Genomic DNA, 18,320 nt, shown 5'->3' on the forward strand with positions numbered 1-18,320 from the left:
CCTCCTGGGCGGCGGTGGGGCGGGCGGTGGGGAGCCCGGTCGGGTGCCGGAGGAACGCCGCGGACGCCGGTGCGACGGGACTGCTCGCGCGGCTGTCCGCGACGTACGGGTCAGGAGGCCCAGATCCCCGTGATGTCGGACGCGGAGGCCGCGTTGCCCGCGTGGGAGGTCAGGCCCTGGGAGTCCTCCAGGGTGCGCAGGAGGTTGTAGTGGTTGTACGTGGTGGCACTGGACGATCCGGCGGTCACCGGCTGCCCGTAGAGGACCGTCGGGATGCGGTTGCCGGAGAGACGGTTGTCCTCGTCGAAGGTGATGACGAGGAGGCTGTTGTGGGTCTTGGCCCAGGTGGCGTACGCCCCGAGGTTGTTCTTGATCCAGGTGTCACCGGTCGACACCGAGCAGTCGTGCATGTCGCTGCACAGGTTCGGGGTGACGAAGGAGACGTCGGGGAGCGTCGAGTAGTCGGTGGGGAACTGCGTGAAGGTCTTCGCCGACGAGGTCGGGACGTTGCCGAAGCCGAACCACGGGTCGTGCTTCTGGGCGTAGTTGCCGCTGCTGCACGTGGTCGAGCCCTGGCTGGGCAGCGACTCGTTGTAGCTGGCCCAGGTCTTCCCGGCGGCGATCAGCTCGGAGCCGAGGTTGGCCGCCGAGGAGAAGCCGGGGGTGACACAGCTGTCGTCGGTGACGCCCTGGGTGGAGCCCGAGAACAGGGCGTAGTAGTTGGGCTGGCTCGGGTGGGTGATCGCGTACGACTGGGTCAGGTTGGCGCCGCCGGTCTTCAACGAGTTGATGTACGGGGCGCTGGAGGAGCCGATCACCTGGCTGTAGGCGTGGTTCTCCATGACCACGACGACCACGTGGTCCGGGGTCGGCACACCGGACGCGGCGGACGAGGAGCCGCCGAGGCCGGTCCACAGACCGACGGCCGCGGCCGTGAACGCGAGCGTGGACGCGACGGCGGCGCGACCGCGCCGTCTCGTCGAACGGCCAGCACGAGCAGAACTGCCGGACACATCAACCTCCGGATGGGGGGATGGGGCGGGGGTGCGGTGCGGACAGAGCATGCACACGCCAAGATGCCCCCGCCCCGCCCTGTCCAACCCGGACGGTGAAGATCGGATGAACTACTGTCGGTCGGCGGCCTGTTGGGCCAGCACCTGGTGCAGCGGCTCGGTCGCCCGGCGCCGGTACTCCTGGATCGCCCAGCCGTTGCCGTCCGGGTCCTTGAAGTACATGAACGTCGCACCGTCCTGCGGCGCGAACTGCTGCGGCTCGCTCACCTCCAGACCCCGCGCGGTCAGCTCGTCGTAGGCGGCCTTCGCGTCCGTGACGCACAGCTGCATGCCGTGGTAGGTGCCCGGCCGCGGGGTGCCCGTGGGCACCTGGAGGCCGTCGACCAGGGCGATCGAACAGCCCGATCCGGGCGGCGTCAGCTGCACGATCCGCACCCCCGGCATCACCTCACCGTCGAGGTCGACATGGAAGCCGACCCTGTCCCGGTAGAACTCCTTCGCCCGGTCCACGTCGGAGACCGGCAGCAGGATCACTTCGAGGCTCAGGTCCATGAAAAACGACTCCTTCGTCGTGCGCCGGGCGGACGTCGTACGAACCGCCCCCGCGTCTGGCCCAACAGCTCCCCCTACCGAAGCCGAAAACGGTCCGGTGCGCCACCGAGAACTCGTCGATGCCTGCCCAGGCGCTTCTGTCCGTGGCTGCGGTTAGGCTCGGGCGAGTACGACCTTGATCCGACGGCCGTACGACGGTGGACCGACGGGAGGGCCGGGGATGACGGTGCCGGGGCGCAGGAGCAGCACCTTCTCACGGCTGCTGCGGCACGGCTTCACCGATCCCTCCGCCGCCGAGCGGCTCCTGGACAGCACCGAGCTGATGCCCGTGCGCAGCGACCCGGTGCTGCTGGAGGCCCTGGGCGCCACCGCCGACCCCGACCAGGCACTGCTGGGTCTCGTACGACTGCTCGAAGCACAGCCGGGCCCCACGGCCCGCCGTGAGCTGCTCGACACGCTGATAGCGGCCAAGCCGCTGCGGGACCGGCTGCTGGGCGTGCTCGGCGCCTCCGTGGCGCTCGCCGACCACCTCGCCCGGCACCCGCGGGACTGGGAGGCGCTCGTCATGTACGAGCCCCGGGACCTGCACCCCGGGGTGGAGGAGTTCGAGCGGGGTCTCGCCGAGGCGGCCGACCCGGTGTCGCTGCGCGTCGCCTACCGCCGCTGTCTGCTGTCCATCGCCGCCCGTGACGTCTGCGGCACCACCGATGTCGCCGAGACCGCCGCCGAGCTGGCCGACCTCGCCACCGCGACCCTGCGCGCCGCCCTCGCCATCGCCCGCGCCGCCGCGCCCGAGGACGCGGCCGCGTGCCGCCTCGCGGTGATCGCGATGGGCAAGTGCGGGGGCCATGAGCTCAACTACGTCTCCGACGTGGACGTCATCTTCGTCGGCGAGGCGACGGACGGCGCCGACGAGGGCAAGGCCCTGCGCTCCGCCACCAAGCTCGCCTCGCACATGATGCGGGTCTGCTCGGAGACCACCGTCGAGGGCTCCATCTGGCCGGTGGACGCCAACCTCCGCCCCGAGGGCCGCAACGGCCCGCTGGTCCGCACCCTCTCCAGCCATCTCGCCTACTACCAGCGCTGGGCCAAGACCTGGGAGTTCCAGGCGCTGCTCAAGGCCCGCCCGGTGGCCGGCGACATCGAGCTCGGCGAGGAGTACGTCACCGCGCTCGAACCCCTCGTCTGGAAGGCCGCCGAGCGGGAGAACTTCGTCGTCGACGTGCAGAAGATGCGCCGCCGGGTCGTCGAGAACATCCCCGCCGCCGAGATCGACCGCGAGCTGAAGCTCGGCCCGGGCGGCCTCAGGGACGTCGAATTCGCCGTACAGCTCCTGCAGTTGGTGCACGGGCGGGCGGACACCTCACTCAGGAGCGGCACCACCCTCGACGCGCTCCAGGCACTCGCGGCCGGCGGCTACGTCGGCCGTGAGGACGCCGTGCAGCTCGACGACGCGTACCGCTTCCTGCGGTCCATGGAGCACCGCATCCAGCTCTACCGGCTGCGGCGCACCCATCTCGTCCCCGAGGACGAGGCCGACCAGCGGCGCATCGGCCGGTCCCTCGGGCTGCGCGTCGATCCCGTCGCCGAGCTGAACCGCGAGTGGAAGCGGCACGGCAGCGTCGTACGCCGGCTGCACGAGAAGCTCTTCTACCGGCCGCTGCTCGATGCCGTGGCCCAACTGGCGCCCGGCGAGGCCCGGTTGAGCCCGAAGGCGGCGCGGGAGCGGCTGGTCGCGCTGGGCTACGGCGATCCGGCCGCCGCCCTCCGCCACCTGGAGGCCCTCGCCTCCGGGGTCACCCGCAAGGCCGCGATCCAGCGCACTCTGCTGCCCGTGCTGCTCGGCTGGTTCGCCGACTCCGCCGACCCGGACGCGGGGCTGCTGAACTTCCGCAAGGTGTCGGACGCCTTGGGCAAGACCCCTTGGTATCTGCGGCTGCTGAGGGACGAGGGCGCCGCCGCCGAGAACCTCGCGCGGGTGCTGTCCGCCGGACGGCTCGCCCCCGACCTGCTGATGCGGGCGCCGGAAGCGGTGGCCCTGCTCGGCGACGGGGACGGCGGGGGTCTGGAGCCGCGCGAGCGCGAGCACCTGGAGCAGGAGATCCTCGCGGCGGTGGGACGCGCCCAGGGCGCGACGCAGGCCGTGACCGCCGCGCGCGGGGTGCGGCGCCGGGAGCTGTTCCGTACGGCCGCCGCGGACATCGTCGGCTCCTACGGCACCGAGACCCAGCCCGCCGAGGCCGACCAGGGCGCGCTCGTCGACCGGGTCGGGGGCGCGATCTCCGACCTGACGGCGGCGACGCTGGCCGGCACCCTGCGGGCGGTGGTGCGCGACGGCTGGGGCGACGAACTGCCGACCCGGTTCGCGGTCATCGGCATGGGCCGCTTCGGCGGGCACGAGCTGGGCTACGGCTCCGACGCGGACGTCGTCCTCGTGCACGAACCCAGGGACGGCGTGAGCGAGCAGGAGGCCTCCGAGGCGGCGAACAAGGTCGTCTCCGAGATGCGGCGACTGCTCCAGCTCCCGAGCGCGGACCCGCCGCTGCTGATCGACGCCGATCTGCGGCCCGAGGGCAAGTCGGGGCCGCTGGTGCGGACGCTCAAGTCCTACGAGGCGTACTACCGCCGCTGGTCGCTCGTCTGGGAGTCACAGGCGCTGCTGCGGGCCGAACCGGTCGCGGGGGACGAGGAGCTGGGCCGCGCCTTCATCGAGCTGATCGACCCGCTGCGCTACCCGGCACAGGGGCTCGCCGACGACGCCGTACGCGAGATCCGGCGGCTGAAGGCCCGGATGGAGTCCGAGCGGCTGCCGCGCGGCGCCGACCCCAAGCTGCACACCAAGCTGGGGCCGGGCGGCCTGTCCGACGTGGAGTGGACCGTGCAGCTGCTGCAGCTGCGGCACGGATGGGCCGAGCCGGGCCTGCGGACCACCCGGACCCGGGCGGCGCTGTCCGCGGCGCACGCGGCCGGGCTGATCTCCGGCGAGGACGCGGAGATCCTGGACGAGGCATGGGTGCTGGCCACCCGGGTGCGCAACGCGGTGATGCTGGTGCGGGGAAGGGCGGGCGACACCTTCCCGTCGGACGGCCGGGAGGTGGCCGCGGTGGGCCGCTACCTGGGGTACGCCGACGGGCATGTGGGAGACATGCTCGACGCCTACCGGCGGACGGCGCGGAGGGCTCGGGGGGTCGTGGAGACGCTGTTCTACGGGGCGTAGGCCTGGTGCAGTGCCCGCGCGTGACGGAGGTAGCCGGCCAGCCCCACCTCGAACGCCCGGTCCGCCCGGCCCTCGCCCACCGCTGACAGGGCCTGAGCCAGCCGGGGGGTGGCCACCTCCTCCGTCAGCTCCCACATCGTCTCCGGTGCCGCCAGGTCCAGGGCCGAGCCCAGGATCAGGTTCTCCAGGGCGATCAGCAGGGGCATCACCTCGGCCGGGGCGAAGCCCGCGTCCAGCAGGAGGGTGACCGCGCGCTCGTACTGCTCCAGGACGCCCGGCGCTCGTACGGGTGAGGTCATCAGCATCGGGATCGCCTTCGGGTGGGCCGCGAACGCCGCCCGGTAGGAGCGGGCCCAGGCCTCCAGGGCCGTGTCCCACGGGGTCAGGTCCAGCGTCCCGGGGTCGATCGTGGACGCGACCCGCTCCCGCAGGAGCTCCACGATGCCCTCCCTGCCGTCCACATGGTGATACACGGAGCCGGTCTGCGCGCCCAGCCGCTTCGCGATCTGCGGCACGCTGAAATCGCCCTGCTCATCGACGAGTTGCAGTGCCGTCGCCGTGATGCGCTCACGGTCGAGGAGCGGTGTGCGCGGCCGTCCCATGCGTGTCTTCTCCCCTTTGGTTGCGAGACAGGTCTTCCCGGATGTCCAGGAGGAGGCTACATTGCCAAAACCGAAAGCCTTTAGGTTTATGGGCCCGGGTCACCACGTCACCACCGTGCGCCCCGGGAACGCCGGCCATCCCGCACGCCCGGAACCCTCCCCGTCCGCCGCGCTCGAAGGGCTTCGCCCATGTCCGTCACCACCCCCGATGCCTCCGCGGAGAGCACGCCACCCGGCGCCGCGACACTCCGCTCAGGCTCCCTCGGTACCGCCGACATCGCGTTCTTCGTGGTGTCCGCCGCCGCCCCGCTCACCGTCATGGCCGGCGTCGCCCCGCTCGCGATCCTGCTCGGCGGCATCGGCGCCCCCGCCGGCTACCTCATCGCCGGCATCACCCTCGCGGTCTTCGCCGTCGGCTTCACCACCATGAGCCGTCATGTGAAGAGCGGCGGCGCCTTCTACGCCTACATCACCCGCGGCCTCGGCCGCCCCGTCGGCATCGGCGCCGCCCTGCTCGCCCTGATCGGCTACTACGGCATGGAGATCGGCGTCTACGGCCTTCTGGCCTTCGCCGCCAAGGACACCCTGCACGCCCTTTTCTCCGCCGACGTCCCCTGGCTGCCGATCTCCCTCGCCGGCCTCCTCCTCATCGGCTACGGCGGTTTCCGCTCGATCGACTTCGGCGCCAAGGTGCTGGGTGTGCTCCTGGTCGCCGAGACCGGCATCCTCGTGCTGCTCGCGGGCGGGGTGCTGGTCAAGGGGGGCGCGCACGGGCTGTCCGTCACCTCCTTCGCGCCGGGACACGTCTTCGTCTCCGGTACGGCGGTCGTCCTGGCCTTCGCCTTCGCCGCGTTCACCGGATTCGAGTCGACGGTCATCTACCGCCGTGAGGCCCGCGCCCCCGAACGCACCGTGCCCCGCGCGACCTATGTGGCGATCGGCTTCCTCGGCCTCTTCTACGCCTTCATGGTCTGGATCGTCATCCAGGCCTTCGGCGACAGCGGAGTCATCGCGGCCGCGGCCAAGAACCCCGGCGGCCTGTTCTTCTCCGCCATCACCACCTACGTCGGCGGCTGGGCGGCCGACCTGATGCACATCTTCATCGTCACCAGCGTCCTCGCCTCCCTCCTCGCCTTCCACAACGCGATCAACCGGTACGCCCTCGCGCTCTCCGAGGAAGGCGTCCTGCCCAGGTCGCTGGGCCGCATCCACCCGCGCCACCGCTCCCCGTACGTCGCCGGGATCGCCCAGACCGTCCTCGGCGCGGTCATCGTCATCGCCTTCTGGGCAGCCGGCGCCGACCCTTACCAACAGCTGCTTCTGTGGGTCAACACCCCTGGAATGATCGCCCTGTTCATCCTCCAGCTCCTTGCCGCGATCGCCGTGCCCTGCTACTTCCGCAGGGTGAGCCACCAGGAGGGCGTCCTGCGCACGGTCGTCGCGCCGATCGCGGCCGCGATCCTGCTCGCGGCGGCGATAGGGCTGGTCATCACCCACATCGACCTGTTCACCGGCGCCTCCACGGTCATCAACACCGTCCTGATCGTCATCGCGCCCGCGGTCTTCCTCATCGGCCTGGTCCTGGCGTGGTGGCTGCGCCGCGAACGGCCCGAGGTGTACGCCCAGTTCGCCGCCGAGCCCGCCGAATAGCCCCACCGAGCAAGGGAGTTCGTGGAACCATGCCCACCCCCGACCTGATCCTCACCGGCGCCGAGGTCCGCACCCTCGACCCCGAACGCCCGTACGCCACCGCGGTCGCCGTGCGCGACGGGGTGATCGCGGCGGTCGGCGACGAGACGGACGTACGTGAATGGCGCGGGCCGGGCACGGAGGTCGTGACCCTGGCGGGCGCGCACCTCGTGCCGGGGCTCGTGGACGCGCACAGTCACCCCGTGTGGGGGCTGGAGATGGCCACCGGGCTGGATCTGTCGGGGGTGACGGACCTGGCGGGGCTGCGGGCGGCCGTCGCCGGGGCCGAGCGGATCGACGGCTGGGTCATCGGGTACGGCCTCGACCACAACGCCTTCGAGGGCCGCCCCATCGACCGCGCGCTCGTCGAGGACGTCCTGTCCGGCGCACCGGCCTTCCTCCGCCTCTACGACGGCCACTCCGCGCTCGCCACGGGCGCGGCGCTGGCCGCGGCGGGAGTGACCGGGCCGCGGTCGTTCGCCCAGCGCTCGGAGGTGGTCTGCGACGCCGCGGGCCGGCCCACGGGGCATCTCGTCGAGCACGCGGCGATGGACCTGCTGGCGGAGGTGGTGCCCCGGCCGTCGTACGAGGCCCGCCGCACCCGCCTCGTCGAGCTCCTCGCGGCGATGGCGGCGACCGGGCTGACCGGGGCGCATGTCATGGACGCGGGGGATGTGGAGCTGGTCGACTCGGTCGCGCGGGAGACGGTGCTTCCGGTGCGGCTGCGGTTCGCGCCCTGGTGCATGCCGGGAGCGGACGCGGCCGGCCTGGAGGAGCTGATCGCTCTCCAGGGCCGAGGGGGCCGGCACTGGGTGGTCGGCGGGGTGAAGTTCTTCATGGACGGCACCGTGGAGGGCGGCACGGCGTGGCTGAAGCACGCGGACTGCCACGGCCAGGGCACCGACGCCTTCTGGCCGGACCCCGAGGCGTACGGGGCCGCCGTACGGCGTCTGCACACGGCCGGCGTCCGCACGGCCACGCACGCCATCGGGGACGCGGCGGTGCGGCACGTCCTGGACGTGGTGGCGGGGCTGGGGCCGGACGCCCGGGACCGGCACCGGATCGAGCACATCGAGACGGCACCGGACGACCTCCTGCCCCGGTTCGCCGAGCTCGGTGTGGCGGCCTCCATGCAGCCCCCGCACACCGCGTACACCCGGGCCGACGGCACCGACGAGTGGAGCCGCCGCCTGGGCCCCGACCGCGCCTCCCACGCCTGGCGCCTGCGGGACCTGCGCGACGCGGGTGCGACGGTGGCCCTCGGCTCGGACTGGCCGATCGCCCCCTACGACGTCCGCGCGGTACTGGCCACGGCCCGGACACCGAAGGGCGCGGCGTCAGGACGGGCCGGTCTCTCGGGTCTGGAGGCCCTGGAGGGCTGCACGAGCCACGCGGCACGGGCGGCGGGGGAGACGGACCTGGCGGGCCGCATCGCCGTCGGCCACCGGGCCGACCTCACGGCCCTGGCACTGGACCCGGTGAAGGCCCCGGCCGACGAGCTGGCGGAGGCGGAGGTACGCCTGACGGTGACCGGCGGTCACGTGGTGCACAGGGGGGACTGAGCCCCCGACTACGGCACCATCTGCGGCAACGCGTACGGCAGCCGTCCGTACCAGACCCGCGCCACCGTGAACCCGAAGGCCAGGCACAGCATGCCCCCGACCGCGTCGAGCCAGAAGTGGTTGGCCGTCGCCACGATGACGGTCAGCGTCGCGACCGGGTACAGCAGCCCCAGCACCCGCACCCACGGCACCTTGGCCAGCGCGAAGATGGTCAGCCCGCACCACAGGGACCAGCCGATGTGCATCGACGGCATCGCGGCGTACTGGTTGGACATGTGCTTGAGGTCGCCGGAGGCCATCGAACCCCAGGTCTGATGGACCGTGACCGTGTCGATGAAGTGGCTGCCGTTCATCAGACGCGGAGGCGCGAGTGGATACAGGTAGTAGCCCACCAGAGCCACACCCGTGGTCGCGAACAGCACCAGCCGGGTCGCCGCGTAACGCCCCGGATGACTGCGGTAGAGCCACACCAGCACACTCAGCGTCACGATGAAGTGCAGCGTGGCGTAGTAGTAGTTCATCCCGACGATCAGCCAAGTCACCGAGTTGATCCCGTGGTTGACCGACTGCTCGACGGCGATGCCCAGATGGTGCTCGACCTTCCAGATCCAGTCGGCGTTGCGCAGCGCCTGCCCGCGCTGTTCCGGGACCGCGTTGCGGATGAGCGAGTACGTCCAGTAACTGACCGCGATGAGAAGGATCTCGAACCACAGCCGGGGGCGGCGCGGAGTGCGCAGCCGCCGTAGGAGGCGGGGGCTTTCCGAGGCCGTGCCGGGGTCCGGAACGGCCGTCTTCTCACGGTCTTCCAGACTGGTCACGGTCGTGTCACCCATAGGCACAAAGTCTGCCAGAAATGCCTTCCGCCACCGATCATCCCTCGGTCGGGTTCAGGTCGCACTTTCTACAACGGACGCACTCCCGCGCCTACTCCCGAAGCACTGCGCGAATTCCCGGAATCTCCGCCCTGCGGACGAGTCACGGCCGATTCCGTTCCCCAGGCGCCGAAGCCGTCGAACCCCGCACCACCAGCTCCGGCATGAACACGAACTCACTGTGGGGCGCGGGCGTCCCCCCGATCTCCTCCAGCAACGTCCGCACCGCGGCCTGTCCCATCGCCGGCACCGGCTTGCGGATCGTGGTCAGCGGCGGATCGGTGAAGGCGATGAGCGGCGAGTCGTCGAAGCCGACCACCGAGACGTCCTTCGGCACGTCCAGACCGTGCTGCCGGGCGGCGCGTATCGCGCCGAGCGCCATCATGTCGCTCGCGCACACGACCGCCGTGCAGTCACGGCCGATCAGGGCGGTGGCGGCGGCCTGACCGCCCTCCAGGGTGTACAGCGAGTGCTGGACGAGGTCCGCCTCGACCTTCTCCGCGGGCAGGCCGAGCTGGTCCTGCATCGACCGTACGAAACCCTCGATCTTCCGCTGGACGGGGACGAACCGTTTCGGGCCGAGGGCGAGACCGATCCGCGTATGACCGAGGGAGACCAGGTGGGTCACCGCGAGCGTCATCGCCGCGCGGTCGTCCGGTGAGATGAACGGCGCCTGCACCTTAGGCGAGAAGCCGTCCACCAGCACGTACGGCACGCCCTGCGCCCGCAGCCGCTCGTAGCGCTCCATGTCGGCCGTGGTGTCGGCGTGCAGTCCGGAGACGTAGATGATCCCGGCGACCCCGCGGTCGACGAGCATCTCGGTGAGTTCGTCCTCCGTCGACCCGCCCGGGGTCTGGGTGGCCAGGACCGGGGTGTAGCCCTGCCTGGTCAGCGCCTGGCCGATGACCTGGGCCAGGGCGGGGAATATCGGGTTCTCCAGCTCCGGGGTGATCAGGCCCACCAGGCCCTCGCTGCGCTGCCGCAGCCGGACGGGGCGCTCGTAGCCGAGCACGTCCAGCGCGGCGAGCACGGACTGGCGAGTGGTGGCGGCGACGCCCGGCTTCCCGTTGAGGACGCGGCTGACGGTCGCTTCGCTCACCCCCGCCTGGACGGCGATGTCGGCAAGCCGTGTGGTCACGGCACCGGACTGTACCGGCCGTATCGTCATCGCGGTCCCTCTGTTCTGGTCGGTGCATCTTGTCCCGCAAGGGGATGATTCCTGTGCCGGAGCTGGATGGCAAGAGCTTGCAGAGTCTTGCATAAGCCGCCCGAGACCGCTCACCGCCCAGAACTGCGATCTCGCGGGGGTCGACAAGGGGTCACGGCGAAGTAACTTCCCCCATGTCTTGCGGTTTTTTTCTGCAAGGTCTTTCGCAACGCTTGCATCGCTGTTACGTTCCCTGACGCCCGGCCGCCGCGACGGCGCTGTCGGCAGTAACACGGGCTCACCCTCAAGGAGAACTCATGCGGCGTGGCATAGCGGCCACCGCGCTGGTGGCGTCCCTCGCCCTGGCGGCGACGGCCTGCGGCGGAAGCGACAGCGGCGACAAGGCCGACGGTCCGGTCACCATCACCTGGTGGGACACCTCCAACGCCACCAATGAGGCGCCGACGTACAAGGCCCTGGTCAGCCAGTTCGAGGCCGCCAACAAGGACATCAAGGTCAAGTACGTCAACGTCCCCTTCGACCAGGCGCAGAACAAGTTCGACACCGCCGCCGGTTCCAAGGGCGCCCCGGACGTGCTGCGCTCCGAGGTCGGCTGGACGCCCGCCTTCGCCAAGAAGGGCTACTTCCTGCCGCTGGACGGCACCGAGGCCCTCGCCGACAAGGACAAGTTCCAGCCCAGCCTGATCACCCAGGCCCAGTACGAGGGCAAGACCTACGGCGTCCCGCTGGTCACCGACACCCTCGCGCTCGTGTACAACAAGGCGATCTTCCAGAAGGCCGGCTTCACCACGCCGCCCAAGACCTGGGACGAGCTGAAGGCCGACGCCTTCCAGATCGACGCCAAGGAGCACGTCTACGGCTACTGGGGCTCCACCCAGGCCTACTACGCGCAGACCTTCCTCTACGGCGAGGGCACCGACACCGTCGACGCCTCCGCCAAGAAGATCACCGTGGACTCGGACGCCGCGAAGAAGGCCTACGGCACCTGGCTGAGCCTCTTCAAGGGCCAGGGCCTGCACAAGGCCGACGTCACCGCCGACGCGTACGCCCACATCCAGGACGCGTTCGTCAACGGCCAGGTCGGCGCCATCATCCAGGGCCCGTGGGAGATCACGAACTTCTACAAGGGCTCGGCCTTCAAGGACAAGTCCAACCTCGGCATCGCCACCGTCCCGGCCGGCTCCACCGGCAAGTCGGGCGCCCCCACCGGCGGTCACAACCTCTCGGTCTACGCCGGCTCGGACAAGGCCCACCAGGCCGCCGCGCTGAAGTTCGTCAACTTCATGACCTCCGCCAAGTCCCAGACGCAGATCGCCCTGAAGAACTCCACGCTGCCCACCCGCGACGACGCCTACACCGCCGAGGTCAAGGCCGACCCGGGCATCGCCGGCTTCCAGAGCGTCCTGGCCGCCGCCCAGCCGCGCCCCGCGCTGCCCGAGTACAGCTCCCTGTGGGGCCCGCTGGACACCGAGCTGCCGAAGATCGCCGGCGGCAAGGAGTCCCTGGACCAGGGCCTGAGCAACGCTGAGCTCGCCATCGCCAAGCTGGTGCCGGACTTCAGTAAGTGAGCCCCGAGTGACCGCCGGGTCCCCTCCGGACATGGGGGGAGGGGAACCGGCGGTCACCGGTCTGTGCCCAGCCACTTCTCAGAGCCGCAGAACTTCCAGAAGGTGTCGAACATGACAGTCGCCATCGACCGCGCCACCGGCAAACGGTACGGTGACCGCGCGCCGCGGCCCGGGCTGGGCCAACGCCTCAAGCACAGCTACCAGAAGCACTGGTACGCGTACGCGATGATCGCCCCGGTCGCGGTCGTCCTCGGCGTCCTCGTGCTCTACCCGTTGGTGTACGGCCTCTACCTCACCCTCACCGACGCCAACAGCCTCAACACCGCGCGCACGATCGGCGTCAACCACATCGACGCCACGTACAAGTTCATCGGGCTGGACAACTACAAGGACATCCTGTTCGGTCCGCTCTCGTACGACCGCTTCTGGTCGCACTTCATCTGGACGGTCGTGTGGACGGCGCTCTGCGTCACCCTGCACTACACGATCGGGCTGGGCCTGGCGCTGCTGCTGAACGAGAGGTTCCGCGGCCGCACCCTCTACCGGATGGTCCTGGTCCTGCCCTGGGCCGTCCCGACCTTCGTGACCGTCTTCGGCTGGCGGTTCATGCTCGCCGACGGCGGCATCATCAACGCCGCCCTGCACGCCGTCCATCTGCCGCAGCCCTCCTGGCTGGAGGACACCTTCTGGCAGCGGGCCGCGGCGATCATGGTCAACACCTGGTGCGGTGTGCCGTTCATGATGCTCTCGCTGCTCGGCGGCCTGCAGGCCATCGACGGCACCCTGTACGAGGCGGCCGAGATGGACGGCGCCACCGCCTGGCAGCGCTTCCGCCACGTCACCCTGCCGGGCCTGCGGTCCGTCAGCTCCACCGTCGTACTGCTCGGCATCATCTGGACCTTCAACCAGTTCGCGATCATCTTCCTGCTGTTCGGCAACACCGCGCCCGACGCCCAGATCCTCGTCACCTGGTCCTACTACCTCGGCTTCGGACAGCAGCCGCGCGACTTCGCCCAGTCCGCCGCGTACGGCATCCTGCTGCTGGCCGTCCTGATCGTCTTCACCTCGTTCTACCGCCGTTGGCTGAACCGCAATGAGCAGCAGCTCGCGATCTGAGGCAGGAGTTCCCATGAGTACGACCACCGTCGAGACCTCCGCCACGACCGCCGCGCGGCCGTCCGCGGCCCCGCGCGGGCGCCGGCGCGGCGAGCGCGGCCCGCTCGCGGCCCTGACCACCCACGGCATCCTGATCGTCGCGAGCCTGATCGCGCTCTTCCCGGTCGCCTGGCTGTTCTTCCTGTCCCTCGGCCCGGACAAGGACGACTACCTGCACCCCGGCCAGATCTGGCGCACGATGACGTTCGACAACTACTCGTTCGTCCTCCAGCACACCAGTTTCTTCGACTGGCTGAAGAGCACGCTCATCGTGGTCCTCGGCACCACGCTCATCGGTGTGCTGATCGCCGCCAGCACCGGCTACGCGGTGTCCCGCATGCGCTTCCCCGGCTACCGGAAGTTCATGTGGCTGCTGCTGCTCACCCAGATGTTCCCGATCGCGGTACTGATCGTGCCGATGTACCAGATCATGTCGGACCTGGGCCTCATCGACACCTACCAGGGCCTCATCCTCATCAACTGCACCACGGTCGTCCCCTACAGCGCCTGGCTGCTCAAGGGCTACTTCGACACCATCCCCTTCGAGATCGACGAGGCGGGACGGGTCGACGGTCTGTCCCCCTTCGGCACCTTCGTCCGGCTGATCCTGCCGCTCGCCAAGCCCGGTCTCGCGGTCGCGGCGTTCTACAGCTTCCTCACCGTTTTCGGAGAGGTCGCCTTCGCCTCGACGTTCATGCTCAGCGACGACAAGTACACCTTCGCCGTCGGTCTGCAGACCTTCGTCAGCGAGCACGACGCCCAGCGCAACCTCATGGCCGCCGCCGCGGTCCTGATCGCGATACCGGTCGCGATCTTCTTCTACCTCGTACAGAAGAACCTCGTCACCGGCCTCACCGCCGGCGGCACCAAGGGCTGACACCCCACCTGAACCCGAGGCGGTCGCGGTCTCCATCCGACCCCGCTGTGACCGCGGCCGCCTCGTCGTCCTCCGCCCGCACGCACCACGCCCATGACCCCACCCCCCGACGCATCAAGGACGCCATGAGCCAGCAGCACTCCCTCGTCGCCCCGGCCCCGAACCCCGCCGAAGCCAAGCGCGGCGACTGGTGGCGGGACGCGGTGATCTACCAGGTGTATCCGCGCAGCTTCGCCGACAGCAACGGTGACGGCATGGGCGATCTGGAAGGGATCCGCTCCCGACTCCCGTATCTGCGCGACCTCGGCGTGGACGCCGTGTGGCTCAGCCCCTTCTACGCCTCCCCGCAGGCCGACGCCGGCTACGACGTGGCCGACTACCGGGCCGTGGACCCGATGTTCGGCAATCTGCTGGACGCGGACGCGCTGATCCGGGACGCCCGCGAGCTGGGGTTGAGGATCATCGTCGACCTGGTCCCCAACCACTCCTCCGACCAGCACGAGTGGTTCAAGCGGGCGCTGAGGGAAGGCCCGGGCTCCCCTCTGCGCGACCGCTACCACTTCCGCCCCGGCAAGGGGGAGAACGGCGAACTCCCGCCCAACGACTGGGAGTCCATCTTCGGCGGCCCGGCGTGGACACGTGTCGACGACGGGGAGTGGTACCTGCACCTCTTCGCCCCCGAGCAGCCCGACTTCAACTGGGACCACCCGGCGGTCGGCGACGAGTTCCGCTCGATCCTGCGCTTCTGGCTGGACATGGGCGTCGATGGCTTCCGGATCGACGTGGCCCACGGGCTGGTGAAGGCGGAGGGCCTGCCGGACCTCGGCTCGCACGACCAACTCAAGCTGCTGGGCAACGATGTCATGCCGTTCTTCGACCAGGACGGCGTGCACGAGATCTACCGGCAGTGGCGCACCATCCTCGACGAGTACAGCGGGGAGCGTATCTTCGTCGCCGAGGCGTGGACCCCGACCGTGGAGCGGACCGCCAACTACGTCCGCCCCGACGAACTCCACCAGGCGTTCAACTTCCAGTACCTGGCCACCGACTGGGACGCGGAGCAGTTGCGCGCGGTCGTCGACCGCACCCTGGAGGCGATGCGCCCGGTGGGCGCCCCCGCCACCTGGGTGCTGTCCAACCACGACGTCACCCGCCACACCACCCGCTTCGCCAACGAGCCCGGCCTCGGCACCCAGATCCGGCTGGCCGGCGACCGCGAACTCGGTCTGCGCCGGGCCCGCGCCGCCACCCTGCTCATGCTCGCCCTGCCCGGATCGGCCTACGTCTACCAGGGCGAGGAACTCGGCCTCCCGGACGTCGTCGACCTCCCGGACGAGGTCCGCCAGGACCCCGCGTACTTCCGCGGCGCCGGCCAGGACGGCTTTCGTGACGGGTGCCGGGTGCCGATCCCGTGGACACGGGACGGATCGTCGTACGGCTTCGGGAGCGGGGGGAGCTGGCTCCCGCAGCCGGCCGGATGGGCCGAGCTGAGCGTGGAGGCGCAGACCGGCGTGGCCGGCTCCACCCTGGAGCTGTACCGCGCCGCCCTCGCCGCCCGCCGCGCCCACCCCGACCTCGGCGCGGGCGACGCCGTGGAGTGGCTGCGCGCCCCGGAGGGCGTACTGGCCTTCCGGCGCGGGGAGTTCGTGTGTGTCGCGAACACCGGCGGCGAGTCGGTGACGACCCCGGCGTACGGCCGCGTCCTGCTCGGCAGCGGTGAGGTGACCGAGGCGGACGGTGAGACGAAGGTGCCGGCGGACACGACGGTGTGGTTCACGACCGCCTGAGAGTTCTTGCGTCGACTTCGGTCGGCCCGCCGCCTTTTCGGGCGGCGGGCCGAGCGCGGACCGGTCAGGTCACTTCCAGGTGTCGCTCGTGGAGTATCCGGACGAACCGCCCGTCGTGTAGGCGCGGTTCGTCCCGGACTCCCAGGTCACGTTCCCAGAACCGTCCTTCTTGATGTACTTGTACGTGAACGCGGTGCTCTTCGGCACGATCACCAGCTTGCTCCACGTCGGATACGACTCCGACGACAGCGGGATCGCGTCAGCGGTGTTCCAGGAGCCGAGGGAGGCGAGCGAGCCGACGACGTAGACGTTGGTGCCCCAGTCGGTCGTCGCGTACTCGTTGAAGGTGACGTCGGTGGCGTCCGTGTTCGCCACGTTCCAGGAGTTGTTCAGCGACAGGGCCGAAGTCGTCGTGGTGGCGGACCTGTTGGCGTTCGACTCCCAGGTGACGTTTCCGGCCGAGTCCTTCTTGATGTACTTGTACGTGAACGAGGTGTTGATCGGCACGCTCACTTCGCCCGACCAGACGGGGTAGCCCGTCGACGACAGCCGGACCGCCTTCGAGGTGTCCCAGCCGCCCAGCGCCGCGAGGGAGCCGACGACGTAGACGCCGGTGCCGCTGGTGGTGGAGGCGTACTCGTGGAAGGTGGCGTCCACCGTGGAGCCGGAGGAGCCGCCACCCGAGTCGTCGCAGCCGACCGTGCAGGTGTAGGAGGAGTTGTAGAAGGCGACCGCGCCCTTGGCGGGGACGGTGATCGAGGCGCTGCCGCCGGAGACCGTCACCTTGGTGTCGCCGCCGTCGACGACGTCGGCGTAGGTGCCGTCCGCCATGCCGGTGGTGAAGGTGTAAGTGGCCGCGGACGAACCGTTGTTGAGGGCGAAGAAGCCGGCGCCGCTGCGGCCGAAACCGATGACGTTCGAGGACATGGTCTGCCAGTTGGAGACCGCCGCCGTGTCCACCGCGTTGTGCCAGGCCACCATGCCGACGACCGCGGTGTCACGGTCGAGGCAGTTCCAGCCGTTCGCGCAGTCCGTGCCGGTGACGAAACCGGCCGAGTTCGGCGGGGCCTGGTCGCTCTGGGTCCACTGCCAGCTGGAGTACACCGTCGGCGTGGACCACTTGTAGGCGAGTTCGAAGAGGTTGGCGAGCTTGTAGGCGTCGCCGTCCTTGTAGCTCATGTCCAGGCCGTTGCGCTCGGTGTCGTGGTTGGTCACGAAGGACACCGAGTCGGCGGCCGGGAGGATGCCGGACGAGGACAGGGAGGACAGGTCGCTGACGTTGCCCTGGAAGGCCGACTTCATCCTGCTCGCGTACGTGAAGTCGAGGACGTCACCGGAGCCGAAGTAGTCGCTGGGCTGCGGGGTCGAGCCGGGATAGACCTCGTCGAAGACGTACGGCGCCGCCCCGGACGTCGTGGTGTCGAGCTTCGCCACGATCGCGGCCAGGTCGGCGGCCGGTATGTGCTTGGCGGAGTCGACACGGAAGCCGTCCACCCCCAGCGCGATCTGCTTGTTGAGGAAGGCCGCGAGTCCCGAACGGACGTTGTCCGCACCGGTCTTGAGGTCGGGCAGGCCGAGCAGCTCGCAGTTCTGGACCTGGGTGAGGTTGGAGTAGTCCTGGATGGTCAGGTCGGAGGTGGGGCAGTCGGCCGAGGTGTGGTAGTCGCCCGGGTTCCAGTCGGGGGTGTCGTACTTGTTGCCGATCGTGGTGCCGTCGTAGCCGGTGCCGGTCTGGGCGGCCGTGTGGTTGATCACCGCGTCCGTGTAGACCTTCACCCCGGCCCGGTGGCAGGCGGTGATCATGTTCGCGAACCGGGTGGCCGTACCGAAGCGGCTGTTGAGGGTGTACGAGTACGGCTGGTAGACGTCCCACCAGTAGTAGCTGGACTGTTTGAGGGACTCGGACGGCGGGGCGACCTGGACCGCGCCGTAGCCGGCCGGGCCCAGCACATCGGTGCACTCGGAGGCGATGGAGTCCCAGTTCCATTCCCAGAGGTTGGCGATGACATCGCCCTTGGCGCCGGTGTCCGCGTGGGCGGTCGTGGCGGGCAGGGCCAGCGTGCCTGCCAGGGCCAGCGCGCCGGCGGCCACGGCGCTCGCTGTGCGCCGGAAGACACCCGCGGGGTGGTGTCCGTTCATGTGCGGCTCCGATGAAGGGTGTTGGAGTTTCAACCAGTGGTGAGACTGGGGCCGCTGAGGAGACGCGTCAAGGCGGTGCGTGAAAGTTCTTGCCATCGTTTTCAGGACTCTTGCTGTAA

General features: G+C 70.1%; 13 protein-coding genes. 7 read left to right on the forward strand and 6 right to left on the reverse strand.

Translation table 11 applies throughout. The features are described from left to right. Nucleotides 1-110 precede the first annotated feature (110 nt). Nucleotides 111-1,013, reverse strand: coding sequence for an alkaline phosphatase family protein (locus tag ABZT17_RS10565; RefSeq protein ID WP_356346378.1), 903 nt, complete (start codon nucleotides 1,011-1,013; stop codon nucleotides 111-113). 111 nt (nucleotides 1,014-1,124) lie between these two features. Then, nucleotides 1,125-1,565: a VOC family protein gene (locus ABZT17_RS10570; protein WP_356346380.1), complete on the reverse strand. Its 441-nt coding sequence runs from the start codon at nucleotides 1,563-1,565 to the stop codon at nucleotides 1,125-1,127. Nucleotides 1,566-1,785: 220 nt separating this feature from the next. Between ABZT17_RS10570 and ABZT17_RS10575 the strand changes: the two genes are divergently transcribed. Next, on the forward strand, nucleotides 1,786-4,782 hold the full coding sequence (locus tag ABZT17_RS10575) for a bifunctional [glutamine synthetase] adenylyltransferase/[glutamine synthetase]-adenylyl-L-tyrosine phosphorylase (protein ID WP_356346383.1): 2,997 nt from the start codon (nucleotides 1,786-1,788) through the stop codon (nucleotides 4,780-4,782). Here the strand turns inward: ABZT17_RS10575 and ABZT17_RS10580 are convergent. After that, the gene (locus ABZT17_RS10580; protein WP_356346385.1) at nucleotides 4,770-5,384 is read right to left on the reverse strand and encodes a TetR/AcrR family transcriptional regulator C-terminal domain-containing protein; all 615 of its coding nucleotides are present in this window, start codon (nucleotides 5,382-5,384) and stop codon (nucleotides 4,770-4,772) included. The genes ABZT17_RS10575 and ABZT17_RS10580 overlap by 13 nt on opposite strands. Before the next feature lie 189 nt (nucleotides 5,385-5,573). Here ABZT17_RS10580 and ABZT17_RS10585 point away from each other — a divergent pair, with 189 nt between their 5' ends. Next, nucleotides 5,574-7,034, forward strand: coding sequence for an APC family permease (locus ABZT17_RS10585; RefSeq protein ID WP_356346388.1), 1,461 nt, complete (start codon nucleotides 5,574-5,576; stop codon nucleotides 7,032-7,034). 29 nt (nucleotides 7,035-7,063) lie between these two features. Then, complete coding sequence (locus ABZT17_RS10590) at nucleotides 7,064-8,635, forward strand: amidohydrolase (protein WP_356346390.1); 1,572 nt, start codon at nucleotides 7,064-7,066, stop codon at nucleotides 8,633-8,635. Nucleotides 8,636-8,643: 8 nt separating this feature from the next. Here ABZT17_RS10590 and ABZT17_RS10595 read toward each other — a convergent pair whose 3' ends face one another. Both ABZT17_RS10595 and ABZT17_RS10600 read right to left on the reverse strand, forming a co-directional pair. Continuing rightward, nucleotides 8,644-9,468, reverse strand: a complete 825-nt coding sequence (locus ABZT17_RS10595) for a phosphatase PAP2 family protein (protein WP_356346393.1) — start codon at nucleotides 9,466-9,468, stop codon at nucleotides 8,644-8,646. A gap of 142 nt (nucleotides 9,469-9,610) precedes the next feature. Further along, the gene (locus tag ABZT17_RS10600) at nucleotides 9,611-10,645 is read right to left on the reverse strand and encodes a LacI family DNA-binding transcriptional regulator (protein ID WP_356346395.1); all 1,035 of its coding nucleotides are present in this window, start codon (nucleotides 10,643-10,645) and stop codon (nucleotides 9,611-9,613) included. Nucleotides 10,646-10,971: 326 nt separating this feature from the next. Between ABZT17_RS10600 and ABZT17_RS10605 the strand changes: the two genes are divergently transcribed. The 4 genes from ABZT17_RS10605 to ABZT17_RS10620 all read left to right on the forward strand — a co-directional run bounded on the left by ABZT17_RS10605 (nucleotide 10,972) and on the right by ABZT17_RS10620 (nucleotide 16,062). Then, a complete protein-coding gene (locus ABZT17_RS10605) occupies nucleotides 10,972-12,243 on the forward strand; it encodes an extracellular solute-binding protein (RefSeq protein ID WP_356346398.1) in 1,272 nt (423 codons plus the stop codon). A 111-nt stretch (nucleotides 12,244-12,354) separates the two neighbouring features. Next, nucleotides 12,355-13,359 (forward strand): sugar ABC transporter permease, encoded by a 1,005-nt coding sequence (locus ABZT17_RS10610; protein WP_356346400.1) that lies wholly within the window; start codon nucleotides 12,355-12,357, stop codon nucleotides 13,357-13,359. Between the two features lie 13 nt (nucleotides 13,360-13,372). Then, nucleotides 13,373-14,275 carry a carbohydrate ABC transporter permease gene (locus tag ABZT17_RS10615; RefSeq protein WP_356346402.1) on the forward strand — a complete coding sequence of 301 codons (903 nt, stop codon included), beginning with the start codon at nucleotides 13,373-13,375 and terminating at the stop codon, nucleotides 14,273-14,275. A 125-nt stretch (nucleotides 14,276-14,400) separates the two neighbouring features. Next, nucleotides 14,401-16,062, forward strand: a complete 1,662-nt coding sequence (locus ABZT17_RS10620) for an alpha-amylase family glycosyl hydrolase (RefSeq protein ID WP_356346404.1) — start codon at nucleotides 14,401-14,403, stop codon at nucleotides 16,060-16,062. Between the two features lie 69 nt (nucleotides 16,063-16,131). On the opposite strand, the gene ABZT17_RS10625 is transcribed toward ABZT17_RS10620, so the two are convergent. After that, nucleotides 16,132-18,201, reverse strand: a complete 2,070-nt coding sequence (locus ABZT17_RS10625; protein ID WP_356346408.1) for a carbohydrate-binding module family 20 domain-containing protein — start codon at nucleotides 18,199-18,201, stop codon at nucleotides 16,132-16,134. Nucleotides 18,202-18,320: the final 119 nt, after the last annotated feature.

It is taken from the genome of Streptomyces sp. NPDC005648 (assembly GCF_040605395.1).
Taxonomy (GTDB): domain Bacteria; phylum Actinomycetota; class Actinomycetes; order Streptomycetales; family Streptomycetaceae; genus Streptomyces.

Excerpts from the sequence above, each read along its gene's own strand:
- ABZT17_RS10570 (WP_356346380.1), bottom strand. The coding sequence starts at position 1,565 with ATGGACCTGAGCCTCGAAGTGATCCTGCTGCCGGTCTCCGACGTGGAC.
- ABZT17_RS10575 (WP_356346383.1), top strand. The coding sequence starts at position 1,786 with ATGACGGTGCCGGGGCGCAGGAGCAGCACCTTCTCACGGCTGCTGCGG.
- ABZT17_RS10580 (WP_356346385.1), bottom strand. The coding sequence starts at position 5,384 with ATGGGACGGCCGCGCACACCGCTCCTCGACCGTGAGCGCATCACGGCG.
- ABZT17_RS10585 (WP_356346388.1), top strand. The coding sequence starts at position 5,574 with ATGTCCGTCACCACCCCCGATGCCTCCGCGGAGAGCACGCCACCCGGC.
- ABZT17_RS10590 (WP_356346390.1), top strand. The coding sequence starts at position 7,064 with ATGCCCACCCCCGACCTGATCCTCACCGGCGCCGAGGTCCGCACCCTC.
- ABZT17_RS10595 (WP_356346393.1), bottom strand. The coding sequence starts at position 9,468 with ATGGGTGACACGACCGTGACCAGTCTGGAAGACCGTGAGAAGACGGCC.
- ABZT17_RS10605 (WP_356346398.1), top strand. The coding sequence starts at position 10,972 with ATGCGGCGTGGCATAGCGGCCACCGCGCTGGTGGCGTCCCTCGCCCTG.
- ABZT17_RS10610 (WP_356346400.1), top strand. The coding sequence starts at position 12,355 with ATGACAGTCGCCATCGACCGCGCCACCGGCAAACGGTACGGTGACCGC.
- ABZT17_RS10615 (WP_356346402.1), top strand. The coding sequence starts at position 13,373 with ATGAGTACGACCACCGTCGAGACCTCCGCCACGACCGCCGCGCGGCCG.
- ABZT17_RS10620 (WP_356346404.1), top strand. The coding sequence starts at position 14,401 with ATGAGCCAGCAGCACTCCCTCGTCGCCCCGGCCCCGAACCCCGCCGAA.
- ABZT17_RS10625 (WP_356346408.1), bottom strand. The coding sequence starts at position 18,201 with ATGAACGGACACCACCCCGCGGGTGTCTTCCGGCGCACAGCGAGCGCC.